This window comes from Escherichia sp. MOD1-EC6162, from assembly GCF_002965125.1.
GTDB classification, from domain to species: Bacteria; Pseudomonadota; Gammaproteobacteria; order Enterobacterales; family Enterobacteriaceae; genus Escherichia; species Escherichia marmotae.
Genome location: NZ_PTSB01000003.1, coordinates 119,359 through 138,193 on the forward strand (window position 1 = coordinate 119,359; position 18,835 = coordinate 138,193).

16 protein-coding genes are annotated in these 18,835 nt (G+C 51.3%); 5 read left to right on the forward strand and 11 right to left on the reverse strand.

Annotation, left to right across the window (positions count from 1 at the left end; all coding sequences use genetic code 11):
* Positions 1-366 precede the first annotated feature (366 nt).
* The 4 genes from bioD to bioB are packed head-to-tail and all read right to left on the reverse strand — an operon-like array spanning position 367 to position 3,973.
* A complete protein-coding gene (bioD, locus tag A9587_RS04345; protein ID WP_105263409.1) occupies positions 367-1,047 on the reverse strand; it encodes a dethiobiotin synthase in 681 nt (226 codons plus the stop codon).
* Positions 1,040-1,795, reverse strand: a complete 756-nt coding sequence (gene bioC, locus A9587_RS04350; protein WP_105263410.1) for a malonyl-ACP O-methyltransferase BioC — start codon at positions 1,793-1,795, stop codon at positions 1,040-1,042. The genes bioD and bioC overlap by 8 nt, the downstream gene beginning before the upstream one ends.
* Complete coding sequence (gene bioF / locus A9587_RS04355; protein ID WP_000220206.1) at positions 1,782-2,936, reverse strand: 8-amino-7-oxononanoate synthase; 1,155 nt, start codon at positions 2,934-2,936, stop codon at positions 1,782-1,784. Before bioF ends, bioC begins: the two co-directional genes overlap by 14 nt.
* The gene (gene bioB, locus A9587_RS04360) at positions 2,933-3,973 is read right to left on the reverse strand and encodes a biotin synthase BioB (RefSeq protein WP_000951218.1); all 1,041 of its coding nucleotides are present in this window, start codon (positions 3,971-3,973) and stop codon (positions 2,933-2,935) included. The genes bioF and bioB overlap by 4 nt, the downstream gene beginning before the upstream one ends.
* Positions 3,974-4,059: 86 nt before the next feature.
* On the opposite strand from bioB, the gene bioA reads away from it, so the two are divergent.
* From bioA to A9587_RS04375, 3 genes are all read left to right on the forward strand, one after another.
* Entirely contained in the window at positions 4,060-5,349 is a 1,290-nt protein-coding gene (bioA, locus tag A9587_RS04365; RefSeq protein ID WP_001516025.1) for an adenosylmethionine--8-amino-7-oxononanoate transaminase, read from the forward strand.
* 58 nt (positions 5,350-5,407) lie between these two features.
* Positions 5,408-5,884, forward strand: coding sequence for a kinase inhibitor (locus A9587_RS04370; protein WP_001516024.1), 477 nt, complete (start codon positions 5,408-5,410; stop codon positions 5,882-5,884).
* Between the two features lie 151 nt (positions 5,885-6,035).
* Positions 6,036-7,319, forward strand: coding sequence for a putative acyl-CoA thioester hydrolase (locus A9587_RS04375; RefSeq protein WP_001091591.1), 1,284 nt, complete (start codon positions 6,036-6,038; stop codon positions 7,317-7,319).
* An 874-nt stretch (positions 7,320-8,193) separates the two neighbouring features.
* Here the strand turns inward: A9587_RS04375 and A9587_RS04380 are convergent.
* The 3 genes from A9587_RS04380 to A9587_RS04390 form a co-directional block, all read right to left on the reverse strand.
* Positions 8,194-10,455 carry a hydratase gene (locus tag A9587_RS04380; RefSeq protein ID WP_105263965.1) on the reverse strand — a complete coding sequence of 754 codons (2,262 nt, stop codon included), beginning with the start codon at positions 10,453-10,455 and terminating at the stop codon, positions 8,194-8,196.
* Between the two features lie 67 nt (positions 10,456-10,522).
* The gene (locus A9587_RS04385) at positions 10,523-11,956 is read right to left on the reverse strand and encodes an anion permease (RefSeq protein WP_001036492.1); all 1,434 of its coding nucleotides are present in this window, start codon (positions 11,954-11,956) and stop codon (positions 10,523-10,525) included.
* Between the two features lie 75 nt (positions 11,957-12,031).
* Entirely contained in the window at positions 12,032-13,084 is a 1,053-nt protein-coding gene (locus tag A9587_RS04390) for a 4-oxalomesaconate tautomerase (protein WP_001516020.1), read from the reverse strand.
* 183 nt (positions 13,085-13,267) lie between these two features.
* On the opposite strand from A9587_RS04390, the gene A9587_RS04395 reads away from it, so the two are divergent.
* On the forward strand, positions 13,268-14,221 hold the full coding sequence (locus A9587_RS04395) for a LysR family transcriptional regulator (protein WP_001516019.1): 954 nt from the start codon (positions 13,268-13,270) through the stop codon (positions 14,219-14,221).
* Between the two features lie 41 nt (positions 14,222-14,262).
* Here the strand turns inward: A9587_RS04395 and pgl are convergent, their stop codons facing one another.
* Positions 14,263-15,258: a 6-phosphogluconolactonase gene (pgl, locus tag A9587_RS04400; RefSeq protein ID WP_016248496.1), complete on the reverse strand. Its 996-nt coding sequence runs from the start codon at positions 15,256-15,258 to the stop codon at positions 14,263-14,265.
* A gap of 154 nt (positions 15,259-15,412) precedes the next feature.
* On the opposite strand from pgl, the gene ybhA reads away from it, so the two are divergent.
* Positions 15,413-16,231, forward strand: coding sequence for a bifunctional pyridoxal phosphate/fructose-1,6-bisphosphate phosphatase (gene ybhA / locus A9587_RS04405; RefSeq protein WP_000213424.1), 819 nt, complete (start codon positions 15,413-15,415; stop codon positions 16,229-16,231).
* Here the strand turns inward: ybhA and modC are convergent, their stop codons facing one another.
* Genes modC through modA form a run of 3 tightly spaced genes read right to left on the reverse strand, consistent with a single transcriptional unit; the run spans position 16,232 to position 18,755 of the window.
* A complete protein-coding gene (gene modC, locus A9587_RS04410) occupies positions 16,232-17,290 on the reverse strand; it encodes a molybdenum ABC transporter ATP-binding protein ModC (protein ID WP_105263964.1) in 1,059 nt (352 codons plus the stop codon).
* Between the two features lie 2 nt (positions 17,291-17,292).
* Positions 17,293-17,982, reverse strand: coding sequence for a molybdate ABC transporter permease subunit (gene modB / locus A9587_RS04415; protein ID WP_000604034.1), 690 nt, complete (start codon positions 17,980-17,982; stop codon positions 17,293-17,295).
* A complete protein-coding gene (modA, locus tag A9587_RS04420; protein ID WP_001516017.1) occupies positions 17,982-18,755 on the reverse strand; it encodes a molybdate ABC transporter substrate-binding protein in 774 nt (257 codons plus the stop codon). The genes modB and modA overlap by 1 nt, the downstream gene beginning before the upstream one ends.
* Between the last annotated feature and the right edge of the window lie 80 nt (positions 18,756-18,835).

Below are 18,835 nucleotides of genomic sequence, written 5' to 3' on the forward strand. Positions count from 1 at the left end.
TTTTAACATTTGTCAAGATGGCTGATGACGGATTTATTGCAGGAGATGACACTTTCCTGACAGCCATTGCATTTATCTAACCAATTAAAAAATAACATATATTTCTTTAAGCCGTCTTTAGCGCCAATTTGCGTGCAGGCCGCGTATTCTCTCGCTTACATTACGTTTTCTAACTCTAATGCACATGGTTATCCACAGGAATAGTGGATAACTGCCTGCAGCCCCTATGTCCAGCCGCTTGGGCAATTCCCATACTAATCGTATAATGCAGGGGTAAAAATTTTTTCGCGATTTTTTTAGCCTTTGATTGGTTAAATTACGGACGACTGAAAACGCCAGCTCGCTCGCAATTCAACCAATTTTTTGCTACTTCAGTGAAGTGAGAGTGATATATCTTCCGGTTAACGCACTTTCTGGATTTTCCTCAAGCCAGGGGATTTCCCCCAGCAGCGGTGCAGGAATCATTCGTGTGAGAGTGGCCATATATTCGACATGCCGTTTGCCTGGCGGCGTGACATCGTTTGCCACCCAGCCTGCGAGAGTGAGTCCAGCCTGCTGTACTGCCTGTGCTGTCAGCATCGCGTGATTAATGCAGCCCAGTTTTATCCCAACGACCAGAATCACCGGCAGTTGTTCGCTCTTCACCCAATCGGCAAAAGTGAAAGTAGCAGAAAGCGGCGTAAACCAGCCACCAGCACCTTCCACTAACACCCAGTCAGCCTGTTGCTCCAGCGCGCGTAATCCGGCGCTCATTACCTTCGGCTCAATCGGTCTCCCCTCTTCCGCGCTGATGATATGTGGCGAAGTAGGTTCAGCGAAGGTGTAAGGATTTACCGTGGCGTAATCCAGGTACAAGCTGCTGTTGCGCTGTAACGCCAGCGCGTCGCTGTTACGTAAACCTTCTGCAGTCATTTCGCTGCCGGAGGCCACCGGTTTATAACCTGCTGTCCGGTAACCTGCAGCCTTAGCGGCCTGTAAAAGCGCACAACTGGCAACGGTTTTCCCCACTTCGGTGTCCGTCCCGGTAACAAAAAAGCGTTTACTCACGAGTAATCACTCCCAAAAAAAGATGATAAGTCAGAGGGTATCGCCCCTGTTGTTGCGGCCAGGCCAGTTGCAATCGCTGTAACTGTGAACGTGTTAATACTCGCTGGTCGCGCCCTTCGTGAAGATGCGTTGCACCAATACCTTTCAGTGAACGCATGGCGCTGAGTGCGTCATCAAACCACAGCGTAATGGGTTGAATATTGTATTGATGACGAAAACCTTTCAACGCCCGTTCAATTTCTGCTGGCGGTAAAAAGTGATTAGCGTGGGGGCGTGCGTCTACAGCCTGCCATGCCTGATGTAGCTCTGGTAATGAGCCTTGTGCCAGGGTGGTAAACGCCACAATTCCGCCAGGACACACTACCCGATAAAGCTCGCGTAATGCCGTAGATAATTCAGCGCACCATTGCACGGCAAGGTTGCTCCACGCGAGATCAAACGTCGTGTTCGCCAGCGGTAAGGATTCGATATCCCCCGTCAGGTAATGATGTGCGGCATCCTGCTGACGTGCCTGTACAAGCATAAGCGGAGAGAGATCCAGTGCCGTCACCTGTGCGCTACGTTCACGCCAGCGGCGGCTCATCCAGCCAGGCCCGCAACCAGCGTCCAGCACCCGGGCGTACTGGCGTTGCGGGAGCATTGCCAGTAAGGCGTCGGCACTCTGGCGCTGCAACTCTGCGTATTGCTCATACTGTGAGGCTGCCCGACCAAATGCCGCCGCAATGGCCTGCTTATTAACCGTTGCCATGCAGCACCTCCAGCAGACGGTCGATATCCGGTATTTCATGCCCTGCGGTTAAAGTCAGGCGCAGCCGCGCGGTGCCAGCGGGTACGGTTGGCGGGCGAATCGCCGTCACCCAGCAACCTTGCTGACGCAGGTTTTCTGCCAGGCGTAGCGCGCGAGCGTTATCACCAACGATTAATGGCTGGATGGCACTGCATGAGTCCGCGAGAGTAAATGGCGAACCCTGTACTCCACTACGAAAACGTGCAATCAGATCCGCCAGTTTTTCCCGCCGTGCGTCACCCTCTTCGCTACGAATCACCGCCAGCGATGCACGTAATGCCTGCGCCTGAGCGGGCGGCATACTGGTGCTGTAGATAAGATGGCGGGCAAACTGCAACAGATAATCTGCCACGCTATCGGAGCAAAGTACCGCCGCCCCACTGACGCCAAATCCTTTGCCAAAAGTCACCACCAACAATTCTGGTTTCATCTTTTGCTGCCAGCAACTGCCGCGCCCCTGCTCACCGATAACGCCCGTCCCGTGGGCATCGTCGACCATTAACCAGGCGTTGTGCTGTTGCGCTACTTGCTGGATTTCTGCCAACGGCGCGCTATCACCGTCCATGCTAAACACGCCTTCTGTCACCACCAGTTGCTGCCCCGGACAGGAGGCTGTAAGCAGACGCGTCAGATGAGTGACATCGTTATGGCTAAAACGGCGAAGCTGCGCCGGACTTAAACTGGCAGCCTCCAGCAACGAAGCATGACTAAGACGGTCGGCAACGATGCGATCCTCTTTCGTCATCATCGCGGCAATGACCGCCTGATTGGCAGCGAAACCGGAGATAAACAGTAGCGCCCGCGAATAGCCCAGCCACTCCGCCAGTTCTTCTTCCAGCGCCTGATGCACCACGCTATAACCGCTGACATGCCCGGAACCGCCGCTACCGACACCAAATTGTTCCGCGCCCTGCTGCCAGGCGCGGATGATGTGCGGATGATGGCTCAAACCGAGGTAATCGTTACTGGAAAAGTTCAGATACTGGCGACCATCTGCCACCAGCCAGCGTCCGGCTCCCTGCGCCACCGGATAGCGACGACGCAGGGCATCAGCTTCGCGCCGCGCATCAAGCGCCGCGTCGATTTTCTCCTGCCAGGTCATAGGGCTGCCGCGTTGTAGTATTCGTCAGTGTCCGGGGTCATCAGCGCCTGCTCCAGACGCTGCTGTTGTTCGTTATCGCCCGCCAGAACGGCGGTTTGTTGCGGATTCAGCCCCAGTTTGCGGAACAGTTGCAGGTCTTTATCTTCTTCCGGATTCGGCGTGGTCAGCAATTTGCAGCCGTAGAAAATCGAGTTAGCCCCAGCCATAAAGCACATCGCCTGAGTCTGTTCATTCATCTGCTCGCGTCCGGCAGAAAGACGCACATATGAGGTCGGCATCATGATCCGCGCCACTGCAATGGTACGAATAAAATCAAAGGCATCGACATCATCGTTATCTGCCAGCGGCGTGCCTTTCACCTTCACCAGCATGTTGATCGGCACACTTTCCGGTGGCGTCGGCAGATTCGCCAGTTGTAGCAATAATCCGGCGCGATCTTTCACCGTTTCACCTAAACCAACAATGCCGCCAGAACAGACTTTGATCCCGGCTTCGCGCACTTTTTCCAGCGTATCAAGACGCTCCTGATAAGTGCGTGTAGTGATGATGTTGCCGTAAAACTCCGGCGAGGTATCAAGGTTGTGGTTGTAGTAATCCAGCCCGGCATTCGCGAGGCGCTGCGCCTGGGATTCGCTCAACGTGCCCAGCGTCATACACGCTTCCAGGCCCATCGCTTTTACCCCCTGCACCATTTGTTCCAGGTACGGCATATCGCGCTCGTGCGGATTTTTCCACGCCGCGCCCATGCAGAAGCGCGTCGAGCCAGCCGCTTTCGCTTTGCGCGCTGATTCCAGTACCTGTTCGACTTCCATCAACCGCTCAGCTTCCAGACCGGTTTTATAGCGAGAGCTTTGCGGGCAGTATTTGCAATCTTCCGGACAAGCGCCGGTTTTAATCGACAGCAAAGTGCTGACCTGTACCTGGCGAGGATCGAAATGCTGACGGTGAACCTGCTGCGCTTCGAACAGCAGATCCAGTAATGGTTTTTCAAATAATTCTGTGACTTGCGACAATGTCCAGCGTGGGCGGTGAGCCATGGGGCTTCTCCAAAACGTGTTTTTTGTTGTTAATTCGGTGTAGACTTGTAAACCTAAAACTTTTCAATTTGGTTTACAAGTCGATTATGACAACGGATGATCTTGCCTTTGACCAACGCCATATCTGGCACCCGTACACATCCATGACCTCCCCACTACCGGTTTATCCAGTGGCGAGCGCAGAAGGTTGCGAACTGATTTTGTCTGACGCCAGACGCCTGGTTGACGGTATGTCTTCCTGGTGGGCGGCGATCCACGGCTACAATCACCCACAGCTCAATGCCGCGATGAAATCGCAAATTGATGCCATGTCACACGTGATGTTTGGCGGTATTACCCATGCGCCAGCCATTGAGCTGTGCCGCAAACTGGTGGCAATGACGCCGGAATCGCTGGAGTGCGTTTTTCTCGCGGACTCCGGTTCCGTGGCGGTAGAAGTGGCGATGAAGATGGCGTTGCAGTACTGGCAGGCCAAAGGCGAAACGCGCCAGCGTTTTCTGACCTTCCGCAATGGTTATCATGGCGATACTTTTGGCGCGATGTCGGTGTGCGATCCGGACAACTCAATGCACAGCCTGTGGAAAGGCTACCTGCCGGAAAACTTGTTTGCTCCCGCCCCGCAAAGCCGTATGGACGGCGAATGGGATGAGCGCGATATGGTGGGCTTCGCGCGGCTAATGGCGGCGCATCGTCATGAAATCGCTGCCGTAATCATTGAACCTATTGTTCAGGGCGCAGGCGGGATGCGTATGTACCATCCGGAGTGGTTAAAACGAATCCGCAAAATGTGCGATCGCGAAGGTATCTTGCTGATTGCTGACGAAATTGCCACCGGTTTTGGCCGTACCGGCAAACTTTTTGCCTGCGAACATGCGGGTATCGCACCGGATATTTTATGTCTCGGCAAAGCCTTAACGGGCGGCACAATGACGCTTTCCGCCACACTCACTACGCGCCTGGTTGCGGAAACCATCAGTAACGGCGAAGCTGGCTGCTTTATGCATGGGCCAACTTTTATGGGTAATCCGCTGGCCTGCGCAGCAGCAAACGCCAGCCTGACGATTATCGAATCTGGCGACTGGCAGCAGCAGGTAGCGGCTATTGAAGCACAACTACGCGAGCAACTCACACCCGCCCGTGACGCCGAAATGGTTGCCGATGTCCGCGTGCTGGGGGCTATTGGTGTGGTCGAAACCACACGCCCGGTAAATATGGCGGCTCTGCAAAAATTCTTCGTCGAACAGGGGGTATGGATCCGGCCATTTGGCAAACTTATCTACCTGATGCCACCCTATATTATTCGCCCGGAACAGTTACAGCGCCTGACGGCAGCCGTTAACCGAGCGGTGCAGGATGAAACATTTTTTTGCCAATAACGAGAAGTCAGCGTGAGTGTTTCTGGCTACACTTTCTGCAAACAAGAAAGGAGGGTTCATGAAACTCATCAGTAATGATCTGCGCGATGGCGATAAGTTACCGCATCGTCATGTCTTTAATGGCATGGGCTACGATGGCGATAATATTTCGCCGCACCTGGCGTGGGACGACGTTCCTGCGGGAACCAAAAGTTTTGTTGTCACCTGTTACGATCCGGATGCGCCAACGGGTTCTGGCTGGTGGCACTGGGTAGTTGTTAACTTGCCTGCCGATACCCGCGTATTGCCGCAAGGGTTTGGCTCTGATCTGGTGGCTATACCAGACGGTGTTTTGCAGACGCGTACCGATTTTGGTAAAACCGGATACGATGGCGCTGCGCCACCGAAAGGCGAAACCCATCGCTACATTTTTACCGTTCACGCACTGGATGTAGAACGTATTGATGTCGATGAAGGTGCCAGCGGCGCGATGGTCGGCTTTAACGTCCATTTCCACTCTCTGGCAAGTGCCTCGATTACCGCGATGTTCAGTTAAATACTCTGCCAGATGGCGCGATACCATCTGGCATCACTTAAAGGTATTAAAAACAACTTTTTGTCTTTTTACCTTCCCGTTTCGCTAAAGTTAGTATAAAAAAGCAGGCTTCAACGGATTCATTTTTCCATTTCAAAGCCCGGAGCAACCTGTGAACACATTTTCAGTTTCCCGTCTGGCGCTGGCACTGGCTTTTGGCGTGACGCTGACCGCCTGTAGCTCAACACCGCCCGATCAACGTCCTTCTGATCAAACCGCGCCTGGTACGTCTTCTCGCCCGATTCTGTCGGCAAAAGAAGCGCAGAATTTCGATGCGCAGCACTATTTCTCCTCACTGACGCCAGGTGCTGCAGCGTGGAACCCTTCACCGATTACCCTGCCCGCGCAACCTGACTTTGTTGTTGGACCAGCGGGTACACAAGGTGTGACGCACACGACCATTCAGGCTGCGGTGGATGCGGCAATTATCAAGCGCACCAATAAGCGCCAGTATATTGCCGTGCTGCCAGGTGAGTATGAAGGCACGGTTTACGTTCCTGCAGCTCCGGGTGGAATCACTTTGTACGGTACGGGTGAAAAACCGATTGATGTCAAAATTGGGCTTTCCCTTGATGGTGGAATGAGTCCTGCCGACTGGCGTCACGACGTCAACCCACGCGGCAAATATATGCCAGGTAAACCAGCGTGGTATATGTACGATAGCTGCCAGAGCAAACGCAGCGACAGTATCGGTGTACTGTGTTCTGCGGTCTTCTGGTCGCAAAACAATGGTCTGCAACTGCAAAATCTGACCATCGAAAACACCCTGGGCGATAGCGTAGATGCGGGTAATCATCCGGCGGTGGCGCTGCGTACCGATGGCGATAAAGTGCAGATCAATAACGTCAATATTCTCGGTCGTCAGAATACCTTCTTTGTCACCAACAGCGGTGTGCAGAACCGTCTGGAAACCAATCGCCAGCCGCGTACACTGGTGACAAATAGCTACATTGAAGGGGATGTGGATATCGTTTCCGGTCGTGGCGCAGTGGTGTTCGATAACACCGAATTCCGCGTGGTGAACTCTCGTACCCAGCAGGAAGCGTATGTTTTTGCACCGGCGACGCTGTCTAACATCTATTACGGTTTCCTCGCGGTAAACAGCCGTTTCAATGCTTCTGGTGATGGTGTCGCGCAATTAGGCCGCTCGCTGGATGTTGATGCCAATACCAACGGTCAGGTGGTAATCCGTGACAGTGTGATCAACGAAGGCTTCAACACTGTCAAACCGTGGGCCGATGCGGTGATCTCTAATCGTCCGTTTGCGGGTAACACCGGCAGCGTTGATGATGATGACGAAGTGCAGCGCAATCTGAATGACACAAACTACAACCGTATGTGGGAATACAATAACCGCGGCGTGGGTAGCAAAGTGGTTGCAGAGGCGAAGAAGTAAGCGCTGTTAACTATTGGCCGGATGCGGCGTAAACGCCTTATCCGGCCTACAGGTTCGATGCGATTCGTAGGTCGGATAAGATGCGCAAGCATCGCATCCGACAATAAGTGCCGGATGCGGCGTAAACGCCTTATCCGGCCTACGGTTCAATGCGATTCGTAGGTCGGATAAGATGCGCAAGCATCGCATCCGACAATAAGTGCCGGATGCGGCGTAAACGCCTTATCCGGCCTACAGGTTCGATGCGATTCGTAGGTCGGATAAGATGCACCAGCATCGCATCCGACAATAAGTGCCGGATGCGGCGTAAACGCCTTATCCGGCCTACGGTTCAATGCGATTCGTAGGTCGGATAAGATGCGCAAGCATCCGACAATAAGTGCCGGATGCGGCGTAAACGCCTTATCCGGCCTACGGTTCAATGCGATTTGTAGGTCGGATAAGATGCACAAGCATCGCATCCGACAATAAGTGCCGGATGCGGCGTAAACGCCTTATCCGGCCTACGGTTCAATGCGATTCGTAGGTCGGATAAGATGCACCAGCATCGCATCCGACAATAAGTGCCGGATGCGGCGTAAACGCCTTATCCGGCCTACAGGTTCAATGCGATTCGTAGGTCGGATAAGATGCGCAAGCATCGCATCCGACAATAAGTGCCGGATGCGGCGTAAACGCCTTATCCGGCCTACGGTTCAATGCGATTTGTAGGTCGGATAAGATGCACCAGCATCGCATCCGACAATAAGTGCCGGATGCGGCGTAAACGCCTTATCCGGCCTACGGTTCAATGCGATTCGTAGGTCGGATAAGATGCGCAAGCATCGCATCCGACAATAAGTGCCGGATGCGGCCTACATTCACATGACGCTTTTTACATCTGACGGTTTTTATTGAAGTTAATCAAACTCCCCGCCTTGATAATTTCGCGCTCTTCGGCAGTCAGGTTCTCCATATAGAGTGTAATTTCTGTTACTGGCACATCTTCATGGATCACGTAACCTTTGAACGTCGTACCGGGATTATCCAGCGCCGATTTAATGCCTGGAATATAAATGTAATCCCCCACGTCAAAGCTCGGCACTTCCACCATTTGCAGCGGTAACATCCCCCAGTTGATGACGTTAGAACGGTAACGTTTAGTCGCATATTCCTCAGCAATATTCGCCAGACCGCCAATCACACGCTGACAACTCGCCGCCTGTTCACGCGCAGAACCATCGCCTGGTTTCACCGCATAGACCATACTGCCAATTTCAGTTTGCAGCGGATCAATATGCTCCTGACCAGCAATCTGCTTAATGCGCGCAAACACCTCTGCCAGCTCGCTGATGTTCCCCGCCAGACGTTTATTTTCCAGCTCGGCAGTGGCTTTACTTCTGCCGACATAACCCGGATCGCGGCGTGACAAAGTAAACTCCGCCAGACCAATCGGATTTGAACGATACGAAGAGGTTTCACCGGAAGGAATCAATTCGTCGGTAGTGGTCACTTCGTCGAGGATCTTCGAACACACTTTAAGGACGATATTGTCAGTCAGCGCACCTAATTCTGGCCAGTCTTTGATGTTCGGCCCGTAGATCAGCGGTTGCTGAGTCGCCCCTTTCACAAAGCCCTGATAAACACGGTTTTTATACGGAGTTACATCGAAGGCGTACTCCGGCACGTTGCCCCAGCAGTCGAGTTCGCTGGCAGAAGTTAAGTACCCACCGTTTGCGGCAGTTGCGGCGATAGAACGAGCGTCCATCAACGCCACCGCTGACATTTGGCCATTGGCTGGCTTAGAGCCTTCACGGTTCGGGAAGTTACGCGTGGTGTGGCGAATACTCAAACCGTTGTTGATTGGCGTATCACCCGCGCCAAAACATGGGCCGCAGAATGCGGTTCTGATGATTGCGCCTGCGCCAATCAAATCCGCCACTACGCCTTTTTTGGCTAAATCCATAAACACCGGCTGTGATGACGGGTAAACCGCCAGCGAGAAAGTGTCGTTGCCACAAGATTGACCGCGCAGCGCATTTGCTGCGGCGATGACGTTTTCATAGTTACCGCCAGAGCAACCCGCAATAATCCCCTGCTGCACTTTCAGGCGACCATTTTCCACTTTATCCAGCAGCGAGAGTTTGGCTTTACCATGCGCTACGCGTTCGGACTCAATTTCAATCTCACGCAGAATGTCAGTCAGATTCTGGTTCAGCGTGTCAATTTCATAGACGTTGCTCGGATGGAATGGCAGCGCAATCATTGGCTTGATGGCGCTTAAATCAACGCTAATACAGCCGTCGTAATAAGCCATTGGCTGTGGATTAAGCTGGCTGTAATCCTCACCGCGACCGTGCAGCGCCAGCCAGTTATGCACTTCGTCATCAGTTTGCCAGACGGAGCTTAAACAGGTGGTTTCAGTGGTCATCACGTCAATGCTGTTACGGAAATCGGTAGAGAGAGCCGCAACACCCGGCCCCACGAACTCCATCACTTTGTTTTTGACATAACCGTTTTTGAACACCGCGCCGATAATCGCCAGCGCCACATCCTGCGGCCCGACATAGGGGGCTGGTTTGCCGGTCAGATGTATCGCTACTACGCCCGGATAGTCGATATCCCAGGTGTCATTCAGCAGTTGCTTAACCAGCTCGCCGCCGCCTTCACCAACCGCCATCGTACCTAACGCACCGTAGCGGGTATGGCTGTCTGACCCGAGGATCATTTTTCCGCCGCCTGCCATCATCTCACGCATATATTGATGGATTACCGCAATGTGCGGAGGCACAAAAATGCCGCCATAACGCTGAGCTGCCGATAAACCAAAAATATGGTCATCGCCATTAATAGTGCCACCCACTGCACACAATGAGTTATGGCAATTGGTCAGCACATACGGCAGCGGAAAACGCTCCATCCCGGAGGCTTTGGCGGTCTGAATAATCCCGACAAAGGTAATATCGTGTGAGGCCAATGAATCAAACTTAATTTTAAGTTTGTCCATATTTCCTGACGTATTATGGGAAGAGAGAATAGACCAGGAAATCGTGCCTTTTTTGGCTTCTTCTTTTTTTATTTCGCCAGTGAAATATTCTTCGGCAATTATTTCGTTATTACTGGCGAGAAACACGCCTTTTTCAGACAACTTGATCATCAGAGACTCCAGATATCTGCGCACCGTAAAGTGCGCAGAAAGATAATGAAGGGATATTTGAGAATATTTACAGCATGTTCCAGCCGATCAGCATATTCCACCACCATACACCGAGGGTGATATGTACCAGGAAAGTTAATATCGTCAGTACCGCACCGACCAACCACCAGGATTTAATATCGTTGTAACCCACGCCGAAGATGACCGGACCTGCCGCGCCGCCATAGTGAGTGACCATGCCGCCGTAGGAGTTGGAGAACAGCAGAGCCAACGCGGTTAACATTAACGGTGCACCGGAGACATTCGCCAGCATGGCAAATACCGGTAACATAGCTACGATATAGGCACTACCGGAAGCGAAGAAATAACGCACAATGATGCTAAGGAAAATAATCACGAAGAAGGCAACGTTACCGTGACCATCAAATGCCAGATTATTTTTAAAGACTTCGGCTAACCATTCAAAGAATTTTACTTTCGATAATAGTGAGCTTAAGCCGATAATACCGCCGTACCAGATTAAGGTATTCCAGCCGCCTTTATTTTTAACCACGTCTTCCCAGGTCACAATACCCAGCAGCAGCATGGTCGCCATAACAACAATAGCCACGGTAGATTCATCAACCCCAAGAGTCTTACTGAAAATCCACCCCAGCAGCGCCAGCACAAATACACCGAGCAGCATTTTTTCGCGAATTTTCATCGGCCCCAGTTCAGAAAGACCCGCTTTGGCGATGGTTTTGTTATCCACTTTTTTGATTTCTGGTGGATACATGGTGTAAATCACCAGTGGAGTGACCAGCAGCATAATGATGCCAGGCAAACCGGCAGCCAGCGCCCACCCACCCCAGCTAATTTGCAGGTGCAGAATGTCGTTGATCATTTTCAGCGCCAGGATGTTCCCCGCCATTGCGGTAAAGAACATATAGCTGGTGGTTTTGGTGACCATGTAAATGGACATCATCAGGTAATGCCCAACACGACGCGGGCTTTTTTCCGGTTCAGAACCCAGAGCCACCGCCACGCTGTTGATAATCGGCAATACGATACCGCCAGCACGCGCGGTGTTAGACGGTGTTGCCGGAGCCAGTACCAGATCGAGGAATACGGTAACGTAACCCAGTCCCAGGGTAGTGCTACCAATTTTACCAATCAGCAGATAAGCGATACGTTTACCTAAGCCGGTGGTAACAAACGCGGCGCTTAAGGTGAACGCAGAGAATACCAGCCAGGTTGTACCGGAAGAGTATCCACTTAGTACGGCGGTGGTTTTGAACTCTCCACCAGATAAGTTACCCACCACCACCATCGAGGCAGCAACCGCAATTAACAGCACGACAGGTTCCGGGAAAGGCTTGATGACCAGCCCTACAATTGCTGCCAGATAAATACCAAAAAGCACCCACGCCAGTTCACTTAATCCTGCCGGGGCTGGCATAAAGCCAATAATACACGGGATCGCTAATATCAGAATTAGCTTCCATAATGATTTTTTATTCATTTAATATCCTGCACTTTCTGTATTATTAATACAGAATTCCTTTATTGATTGTCCTTATCACGACAAAGAAATTTTTCAGGGAAGATAAACTTCACCGGAAAATATTTTTCTGGTCGTCCGAATAACAGATGCACGTAACGTTGTGGCATCCTGACCTTCATTACTTAAATGAACGTCAAGCGCACCACTGGGGTGTTCAATATTGATATTGCCGTAACCCACTGAAGGAACAATTTGCCGGGTGACCGTGCCTTCCAGCGCACAGCTACTGGATATGGCAATAGCTCCGGTTATCGCCAGCGCGCGATGACAAGAATGCGGCATAAAATAACGTACATTAATCGCACCGCCTTTCTGCGCTGGGGAAATAAGCACGGGTTTAGGAATTACCATATTACTGACATCTCCTAACCCCATTGCTTTACCGGCTTGCAGACGGATAGATTCAACACGGGCTAATAATGCTTTATCAGCATCTAATTCCACAGGCAATTCATAGCCTGTTTTTCCAAGATATTCAGCAGGAATAATGACCACCGGCATGGCCATATCGATACAGGTCACCGGAACATCGTCAAAATAATCAATCGGTTTATCCGTCGGGAAAACTTTTCCAGTTTTCGTCCCTGCGGCATTCAGGAAAGTGAGCGCGACCGGTGCGGCAGTTCCTGGCACGCCGTCAATTCTGGCGCTACCTTCGTACTCGACGACACCATTTGGCGTTTGCACATCAGCTTCGATGAGTGTGTCAGTATTGACGTTGCGGATACGCACGCGAGTAACCGGTGACGTTGCAGTGATCAAACCATTTTCAATCGCGAATGCCCCAACGCCAGACAACATATTGCCGCAGTTAGGCGTAGTATCGACACGCTGCTCATGGACGATTACCTGTGCAAACAAATAATCGACATCAGCACGCGAATCGCTGGAACGGCTAATAATGGCGACTTTACTGGTCAGCGGATTACCGCCGCCGATACCGTCAATTTCCAGATCATTCCCGGAACCCATAATTGCCATCAATATTTTATCGCGCTGCGTTTGATCTTCGGGTAAATGTTCCGCTAACAGGAACGCCCCCCTCGAGGTTCCACCTCGCATCATCACGCAGGGTATTTTTTTCATAATAATGCCCTCAATTTAAAAACATAACTTATTGCGATATGGTCACATTAAGGGCAAAGCATCTCTAATGACTTTAGCTCAACGATTAATAACATTTTTTCATTAATTTAAGTAATTAAATTGCAGTTAAACTGCTTAACTGTAAATTACTAAAAAGCACAGGTTCCATTTTTCGGAGTAGTAATGAAGCATGAATTATCAAGTATGAAGGCGTTTGTCACGCTGGCAGAGTCCAGTTCATTTAACAACGCCGCTAAATTACTTAATATTACGCAACCTGCATTAACACGCAGAATAAAAAAGATGGAAGAGGATTTACATATCCAGCTCTTTGAGCGTACAACTCGCAAGGTTACTTTAACAAAAGCGGGAAAAATGCTGCTACCAGAGGCTCGGGGATTAATAAATAAATTTGATGAAACTCTTTTTAATATTCGTGGCATGAATGCTCATCATCGAGGAATGGTGACATTAGCGTGTATTCCAACCGCGGTGTTCTATTTTTTACCGTTGGCGATCGGCAAATTTAATGAGCTATATCCCAATATTAAAGTGCGGATTCTGGAACAAGGCACGAATAATTGCATGGAGTCGGTGCTATGTAACGAGTCTGACTTTGGCATAAACATGAACAACATCACAAATTCATCCATTGATTTTACCCCACTGGTCAACGAGCCGTTCGTGCTGGCCTGTCGGCGTGACCATCCATTAGCCAAAAAGCAGCTAGTGGAATGGCAGGAACTGGCGGGTTACAAAATGATTGGTGTACGCTCCTCCAGCGGCAACCGACTGCTGATTGAGCAAAAACTGGCCGACAAGCCCTGGAAGCTGGACTGGTTTTACGAAGTGCGTCATCTTTCGACGTCATTAGGACTGGTTGAGGCGGGGTTGGGGATTTCGGCGCTTCCTGGTCTGGCAATGCCCCATGCGCCCTATTCTTCTATCATCGGTATTCCGCTGGTGGAACCGGTTATTCGTCGGACATTGGGGATTATTCGCCGCAAAGATGCCGTACTTTCTCCAGCGGCAGAACGCTTTTTTGCCTTACTGATTAATTTGTGGACTGACGATAAAGACAATTTGTGGACCAATATCGTCGAACGCCAGAGACATGCGTTACAGGAGATGAGTTAATACGCCCGGCGCAATAGATTCAGCGCCGGGTAAGTCAACGGTTAGTGTGCGTTCACCACTACCCACATTGGCCCCTGTCCGACCGCATAGCGACCTTTTTCATGCAGCAGCCCCTGCTCACCGACAATTTCGTACACTGAGATGTGGTGAGATTTTTGTCCGGCAGCAATCAGGTACTTGCCGCTGTGATCGACGTTAAAGCCGCGCGGCTGGGTTTCAGTTGGCTGGAAGCCCTCTTTACTTAACACACTGCCATCTTCCGAGACGCTGAAGACGGTAATCAGGCTGGCGGTACGGTCACAAGCATATAAATGTCGACCATCCGGAGTGATATGAATATCAGCCGCCCAACGGGTGTCGGAAAAGTTTTCCGGCATCATATCCAGGGTCTGTACACATTCGATATTGCCGTGCGGATCTTTCAGTTCCCAGACATCAACTGAGCTGTTTAATTCATTGACACAATAAGCATATTGTTCGTTTGGATGGAACACCATATGACGTGGGCCGGCACCTTCGACGGTAGTCACTTCTGCCGGATCCTGCGCCACCAGATGACCGTCATCGCTGACCGTAAACAGGCAAATACGATCCTGCTTTAATGCCGGAACCCACAGCGTGCGGTTATCCGGCGAAATATTGGCGGAATGGCAGCCGTCCAGTCCCTCAACCACATCGACCACGCCCACTGGCAGGCCATCTTCCAGACGCGTTACGCTTACATTGCCTGCGTTGTAAGAGCCGACAAAAACAAATTGTCCCTGATGATCGGTGGAAATATGGGTCGGGCTACCCGGCAACGCCGACTCTGCGGCGAATGTCAGTGCGCCATCGTCTGGTGCAATGCGATACGCCAGTACGCGAAACTCCGGACGAACGCCAACATAGAGATAACGCTTATCCGGGCTGACCACCATCGGCTGCACCTGTCCCGGGACATCAACAACCTGTGTCAGCGTCAGTGCGCCTTCATGATCCAGGTTCCAGACGTGAATTTGCTGACTCTCAGGGCTGGCGATATAAACGGTTTGCTTCATGAATGCTCCTTTGCATTTAGCAACTGACTGTAACAGCTAAAATTAGTCGCTTTTGGCGGTGAATGCTGAATTAAAGCGCAGAATTTTGTCCGATAGTGGTATCGGTGTACCATTCACTTAAACGAAAATTCTTAACCTTAATCTGGAAAACGCCATGACCACACGCGTGATTGCTCTCGACTTAGACGGCACCTTATTGACCCCGAAAAAGACCCTACTTCCTTCATCAATAGAAGCACTTGCCCGCGCTCGCGAGGCTGGCTATCAATTGATTATCGTCACGGGTCGCCATCACGTCGCTATCCACCCTTTTTATCAGGCACTGGCGCTGGATACACCTGCTATTTGCTGTAATGGCACCTATTTGTATGATTATCATGCAAAAACTGTGTTGGAAGCTGACCCAATGCCCGTCAACAAGGCCTTGCAACTCATTGAGATGTTGAATGAACACCACATTCACGGTCTGATGTATGTGGATGATGCGATGGTTTATGAGCACCCGACCGGGCATGTTATTCGTACCTCTAACTGGGCACAGACACTGCCACCGGAACAACGTCCGACTTTTACCCAGGTCGCCTCACTGGCCGAGACGGCACAAGAAGTTAATGCGGTGTGGAAATTCGCTCTGACGCACGATGATCTGCCGCAATTGCAGCATTTTGGTAAACATGTTGAACACGAGTTGGGGTTGGAGTGTGAATGGTCCTGGCACGATCAGGTTGATATTGCGCGCGGCGGTAATAGTAAAGGCAAACGTCTGACGAAATGGATTGAAGCACAAGGCTGGTCAATGGAAAACGTGATTGCATTTGGCGATAACTTTAATGATATCAGTATGCTGGAAGCTGCTGGCACAGGTGTGGCAATGGGCAATGCTGATGACGCGGTAAAAGCTCGCGCCAACATTGTGATTGGTGACAATACCACTGACAGCATTGCCCAGTTCATTTATAGCCACCTGATTTAATCAGGCAGTTATCGACACACTTTTAATTTGCGCGTACAGCCACAGACCCGGTCTGATTGCCAGTTCGTCCCTGGCCCACGGGCTAATACGCGCCCACAGCGTTTTACCGCCGACTTCCAGTTCGACTTCCACCTGACCGTTATCGTCATAACTGTTGACCACTTTTGCGCGCAACACGTTGCGGATGCTGGTTTGCTGCGGTGGTTGTAAAACCAGAGAGACATCGGATGCCTGAATGCGAATACGTAGCGCGGCTTGCAGCGGTTCGTCCAGCTTATTAACCCACAAATGCTGATCGCCCAGCGCCAGCGCGGTCATCGCATAATGCGGGTGATGCTCCAGTACCGTCACTTTCAGAATGCTGCTTTGTTGCTCTTTCGGCAGCCACGGATTCATCACGCTACTGCCCCAGACGTCTTCCAGTGCACCAAAGGCTTTCACCTGACCGTTTTCCAGCACCATAACCCGGTCTGCCAGATGAAGGATCTCATCCAGTGAATGGCTGACATAGAGCATTGGAATGTTGATTTCCCGCGTCAAACGTTGCAAATAAGGCAACAGTTCGCGTTTACGCGGAATATCCAGCGACGCCAGCGGTTCATCCAGTAACAGTAATTCCGGAGCCGTCAGCAAGGCCCGACCAATCGCCACGCGCTGTTTTTCGCCCCCGGAAAGACTGCCCGGTAAGCGGTCAAGCAAGGGGTCAATACCTAAAAGCGCCACCAGTTTGTCGAACTGATCGACCATGCTTTTCGCCATGCCATAGCGCAGATTGCCACGCACTTTGTAATGCGGAAACAGCCGCGCATCCTGAAAAACATAGCCAACGCGACGCTTTTCCGGCGTCAGGCAGATACCTTTTTCGGCATCATTTAATACCCGACCATTGAGGACAATTCGCCCTTTTTGCGGACGAGTCAGCCCACTGATAGCGTTAATTAGCGAGGTTTTTCCCGCACCGGAAACACCAAAGATAGCGGTGATGCCATTAGCTGGCAGCTTTTCATTAATGGTCAGGCAATGGTTGCCCAAAGTCTGGGAAAAATTCAATTCCAGCATGATTAACGCCCCGCCCGTTCACGACTGATTCTGGCCAGCCATTCCGAGATCAGCAGGGAGATCATCGCCAGCGCAATAGAGATAATACAAAGTCTTGCCGCGCCGCTTTCGCCGCCAGGAGTCTGGATCAGGGTATACATGGCAGAAGGAATGGTCCGCGTTTCGCCAGGAATGTTCGAAACAAAGGTGATGGTGGCGCCAAATTCACCGAGCGAACGTGCGAAAGCCAGTACCGTACCGACGATAATTCCCGGCAACGTCAGCGGTAAGGTAATAGTAAAGAAAACGCGCCAACGCCCGGCCCCCAGCGTTCTTGCGGCCTGTTCCAGTTTGACATCAACCCCTTCCAGCGCCAGACGAATCGCCCGCACCATCAGTGGAAAAGACATGACTGCGGCAGCGAGGACTGCGCCACGCCAGCTAAACGCGAAGGTAATGCCAAACCAGTCATACAGACGTTCACCGATAAATCCGCGCCGCCCCATCGAAACTAACAGCAAGTAACCGACGACCACTGGCGGTAACACCAGAGGTAGATGCAGTACACTGTCGAGCAGAGCTTTGCCCGGAAACGTGCAGCGCACCAGTAACCAGGCAAAAAAGATCCCAAACGGCAGGCTAAACAGCACAGCCAGGGAAGAAACTTTCAGGCTTAATAAAACTGCCTGCCATTCTGGATCGGTCAGTATCATTACTTAGTTGTAAATCCGTAACGTTTAAAGATTTCCGCTGCCTGCGGTCCCTTCAGATAATCGTAAAATGCTTTCACTGTCGCATTGTTATGCCCTTCCACGACAGCAACCGGATATTCCACTTTTTTATGCGAATCTTCCGGGAAGGTAGCAACCACTTTTACCCCTTTGCTGGCAACCGCGTCAGAACCGTAAACAATGCCCAGCGGTGCTTCATTGCGTTCAACCAGCGCCAGTGCCCCGCGAACATCTTCTGCCGGAGCCAGTTTCGGGGAGAGGGTATCCCATGCGCCCAGTTTTTGCAGAGCTTCTTTCGCATAAATGCCAGCCGGAACATGTTCCGGATCACCAACAGCCAGGCGACCGCCATTCAGTAAAGTGGTCCAGTTAGTTTTGCTATCGATGGTGAACTCTTTCTGCTCGCTGGTTTTCGGTGCTACAACGACCAGGCTATTGCCGAGCAATGTCTGACGCGTGGCGGTATCAATCCCTTTTTTATCAATTGCATAATCCATCCATTTCTGATCGGCAGAAATAAACAGATCCGCTGGTGCGCCAGCTTCAATCTGACGAGCTAAGGTAGAAGAAGAGGCAAAAGAAGAAACGACATCCACGCCCTTCTCTTTTTTATACTGTGTGGCGATATCCTGCATCGCGTTGGTCAGTGATGCTGCAGCAAAAACCGTGATTTTCCCTTCATCCGCCAACGCGTTGCCAGCAACGGTGAAAGAGAGCGCCGCCCCGGCAAACAGGTTTAACCATTTACGAGCCATTTGTAACCCCTTTATTTAACGTTATGTAGGCGTCAATATAACGGCAAGTTCAGAATTTTCCCAGCAGTTATTGTTAACCT